This window comes from Methylomonas koyamae (assembly GCF_001644025.1).
GTDB classification, from domain to species: domain Bacteria; phylum Pseudomonadota; class Gammaproteobacteria; order Methylococcales; family Methylomonadaceae; genus Methylomonas; species Methylomonas koyamae_A.
Genome location: NZ_LUUK01000148.1, coordinates 1 through 3,210, shown reverse-complemented (window position 1 = coordinate 3,210; position 3,210 = coordinate 1). Strand labels below are relative to the sequence as shown.

At 55.9% G+C, this 3,210-nt stretch carries 2 protein-coding genes and 1 pseudogene; 2 read left to right on the top strand and 1 reads right to left on the bottom strand.

Annotation, left to right across the window (positions count from 1 at the left end; translation table 11 throughout):
* The first annotated feature begins 422 nt into the window (after positions 1-422).
* Positions 423-815, top strand: a complete 393-nt coding sequence (locus tag A1355_RS09870; RefSeq protein WP_157197830.1) for a hypothetical protein — start codon at positions 423-425, stop codon at positions 813-815.
* A gap of 732 nt (positions 816-1,547) precedes the next feature.
* Here the strand turns inward: A1355_RS09870 and A1355_RS09865 are convergent.
* Positions 1,548-1,865 carry a transposase gene (locus A1355_RS09865; RefSeq protein ID WP_269454753.1) on the bottom strand — a complete coding sequence of 106 codons (318 nt, stop codon included), beginning with the start codon at positions 1,863-1,865 and terminating at the stop codon, positions 1,548-1,550.
* Positions 1,866-2,233: 368 nt separating this feature from the next.
* Between A1355_RS09865 and A1355_RS09860 the strand changes: the two are divergent.
* Positions 2,234-3,210: pseudogene (locus A1355_RS09860) on the top strand (DNA mismatch repair protein MutS); the annotation flags it as partial.

Here is a 3,210-nt window from a genome sequence, read left to right as displayed (position 1 = left end):
TGAGCGGAGCCGCCGCCCCCTGACCGGAGCCAAAGGGCGCGCGGCGGCAGGTTCAATCATTAACAGGCCGAATCATAATTCGCTCGACTCGTTTGCAAGGCGGCAAACGTAGCGCCATCAGTCCGCTAGTGTAGCCGGAATGCGGCTCGGCTGAAATCCGGCGGCGGACTTTCACCGCAGCTGCCGGGCCAAGCCAGGGTAAGCCTTCGAATGCCAAGCGGGCGCCGCTTAATATCGAACACGGTCAACCAAGGTTTTGCTCTAGCCAAGCGCCCGGTCCGGGCTATACTAAAAGATACTTTCCACGCGCTCTTCGCTAGACGCCAAACCCGGCGGATGTTCCGCCGCCACTTCAGCCGAGCCGTCGCGGCATTCCATCGGCCGCTCGCACTGTCAACGGCTTCTGATATGGGAGATAGCTCATGACAAACATCACAGCATTCATTCTCTGCGCTGGCTTGCTGGCCGCTTGCGCCTCGTCCGGCCCGGTCGCCCGCCGCGACCCGAACGACCATCGCGGTTACGCGGCCGACGCGATGCGTTGCAGCCAAGCATCGATGCGCATGGAAGCCATCAAAGTGCCCACGCCGCATGCGCTCAGTGTCGTCGAAATACCGACCATCCCGGACGCCGGACGCTTCACCGCCTGCATGGATTACGCCAAATGGCCGGTACCGCGCGCGGACACGGCGCAGTATCTCAAGGTATCAACCGTATGCCTAAACCGGGCCAGGAATGCCGACAACGCCGACGAAACTTATGCCGACTGCATCAAAGCCAGCCAATTGAGTATCGAGTTAATCCCGAACCAGTAACGAAGCGGAGGGCATGATCCCCGCGCCCTTCCCGAGCATCCCCCGTACTCTGGTTGCGACCGGTTTCCAAAACTGAGCGGCTGCCGCGACCGCTTAAACGCAACCGGCGTCAAGTCGATCATCTCGGCATTACCCCATCGAATCGGTTTTGCGACACCGCCAACCACTAAATCAGTTTACCGCTTTCACTAAACAAGAGGCTTTACGGAAAGCGCGGCGACGAATACCCGCCCCAAGTCCGGCAATCCGCGACTCGCGCCACTCTCGCACCGCAACAATTTCACGTAAGGCTCGCCCGGTAAACTTTGACGGTGCGCCATGACCCGTGTTTTATATGCGCTTTGACTTGATCCCAGAAATGGCCTTACTCCTAATGTTCTCGAATTCTTGCAATCGGCTTTCCCGTTCAGGCTTCACCGCCGGTAAATCCATCAGAGCCTCCGGAACCGCCGCGACACCGGCCAAAATCAATGCTACGAGTTGAATACGTTCCTGGACCGGTCGTTCGTGACCGCTTTGTTGCACAAATCCCTGATCAAGCAAACTCCCCTTACCCCAAACCCGCCGGACGGTTTTAGGGGTTAGCTACCGCGATTGGCCGACCGACCCGATTCTATGTCACCTCAATGGCTCGAATTCCGGAGTTTCGGCGTCGACTCCCAGCTGAACCTTACGCGATTGGCGGCGATACTCCACGCCGGGTTTCTTGGTTTTGCATTTATGCTTTGGACTCTAGCCTTCGCCCAACATCTTTACCGCGGAGCGATCGACAAGTAGATGCAAGCCATTGGGATGGGCGCGATAGGAAATACACACCGGCACATGTTGCCGGCAACGGCAAAGCGTCGGGTAATAGGGCTTAACCCAATCAAGGCCAAACAATTTCAATATACTGGCGACCATCCGGCTGGCTTGCCGCTGCGCCAAACCGAACAAGTTTTTGATCATCAAACAAAACCGGATCGCCGCATCCGAAAATTTCTCGGCCGGCCCTCGCCGACCACGGGCAGGTGCCAGCCAATCCATAGCTGCATAAAGCCACGGCTTCACAGGGATTGGTTATAGTCTCGCCAGGTAGTGGTTCGGAATTTCAAGGGTTCTGGCTTGGGCGTTTCGGCTTGTGTTCAATGACTTCCCTTGTATTATGGAGACCGCCGGCGATTTATGCGACAAAGCCCCGTGACGGGCAAACACAGCCCTGGATAATCGTCGAAAGTCATTTGGCGTCCTGACTGAAAAGCTATAGCGGCGCAGGTATCGAATTGTTTTTAATATCGTTTTTTATGTTGATCGATGATCGAATATAGCCCGAAAAAACCTATGCTAAACAGCAACGTGCCGGGAAGTTTTGAAAAGTGTAGTTGGCGAAAACCGACGCATAGCATAGAACAATTATCTGTTATTTCATTAATTTACGAATGAATCTCCAAATAAAACAAGACAGCAAGCAAGGCAACGAAATACAACACACGCCGATGATGCAGCAATACCTCCGCATCAAGGCTCAACATCCGGACATTCTACTGTTTTACCGGATGGGCGACTTTTACGAGCTGTTTTACAACGACGCCAAACGCGCCGCTCAATTGCTGGACATTACCCTGACCGCACGCGGCGCATCGGCCGGAGCGCCGATTCCGATGGCCGGCATTCCCTATCATGCCGCCGAAAACTATATCGCCAGACTGTTGAAACAAGGCGAATCGATCGCGATTTGCGAGCAAATCGGCGATCCCTCAAAATCCAAGGGGCCGGTCGAACGTAAAGTCGTACGCATCGTCACGCCCGGTACCGTCACCGACGAAGCCTTGCTGGAAGATCGCAAGGACAATCTACTGTTGGCGCTGGCGCGCTACGATAATTTGGTCGGCATCGCCTGCCTGGATTTGACCAGCGGCAAGTTCGTGTTGCAACAACTGGAAAACGACAGCCAGTTACTGGCCGAAATCGAGCGTCTGAATCCTGCTGAACTGTTGTTCAGCGAAGACCAAGCCCTGCCGGCGTCCATCAAGGAACGCAAGGGTTTGTGCAAACGCCCGCCTTGGCATTTCGATTTGGATAGTTGCCGCCAACTAATTTTGAAGCAATTCAACTGTCACGATCTGAAAGGCTTCGGTTGCGAGCACCTGCCGGCGGCGATTTGCGCCGCCGGTTGCTTGCTGCAATATGTGCGGGATACCCAGTTCAACGCCCTGCCCCACATTCAGGGCATTGCCGTCGAACACGCCGACGACGGCATCAGCTTGGACGCCGCCAGCCGCCGTAACCTGGAATTGGACAGCCACCCCAGCGGACAAATGCAATACACGCTGCTCGGCGTGCTGGACAAAACTGCAACCGCGATGGGCAGCCGCTGTTTGCGGCGCTGGCTGCACCGGCCGTTGCGCGACCAGGC

Bases quoted from the DNA above. Each gene is read 5' to 3' on its own strand.
- A1355_RS09870 (WP_157197830.1), top strand. From the start codon at position 423: ATGACAAACATCACAGCATTCATTCTCTGCGCTGGCTTGCTGGCCGCT.